At 60.3% G+C, this 476-nt stretch carries 1 protein-coding gene; it reads left to right on the forward strand.

Annotated elements, in window-relative coordinates:
- Positions 1-12 precede the first annotated feature (12 nt).
- The coding region (locus I6F37_RS38830) for an alkaline phosphatase PhoX (protein ID WP_225154195.1) at positions 13-476 on the forward strand (464 nt) is incomplete at its 3' end.

Raw genomic sequence — 476 nt, forward strand, 5'->3', positions numbered from 1 at the left:
GCGGACACGAGCATGAATTCCGCCAACCCGAATCCGATCGTGCAAATGGGGCGCATGGCCCACGAGGCTTGTGCGATCGATCCCGGCACCGGTTTTTGGTATCTGACTGAAGACCAGGGCAACGCGAACACCCTTTATCGCTTCATTCCTAACGTCGACGACGGCGGCCTGAACTCGCTGCACGTTGGCGGGACGCTGCAAGGGCTCAAGGTCAAGAACGTGATAAACGCGGATCTGAGACTGCCCGCCCTGTGCCAAGAGTTCGAGATCGAATGGGTGAATATCGCCGATCCGGATCTCGACGGCGCAACCCTCGCGTCAGTCCTCGGCAACGTCGCGGCAAGCGGGCCGTACATTCAGGCTTATGCGAACGGCGCGGCCATCTTTGGCGCGAACGAAGGCTGCTGGGTGGCGAACGGCACGGTGTTCTTCACCGATAAGCAGGTAACCACGAATCCGGCACGAACGGGCAGGAT

The sequence above is a fragment of the Bradyrhizobium sp. NBAIM08 genome (assembly GCF_020193935.1).
Classification (GTDB): Bacteria; Pseudomonadota; Alphaproteobacteria; order Rhizobiales; family Xanthobacteraceae; genus Bradyrhizobium; species Bradyrhizobium yuanmingense.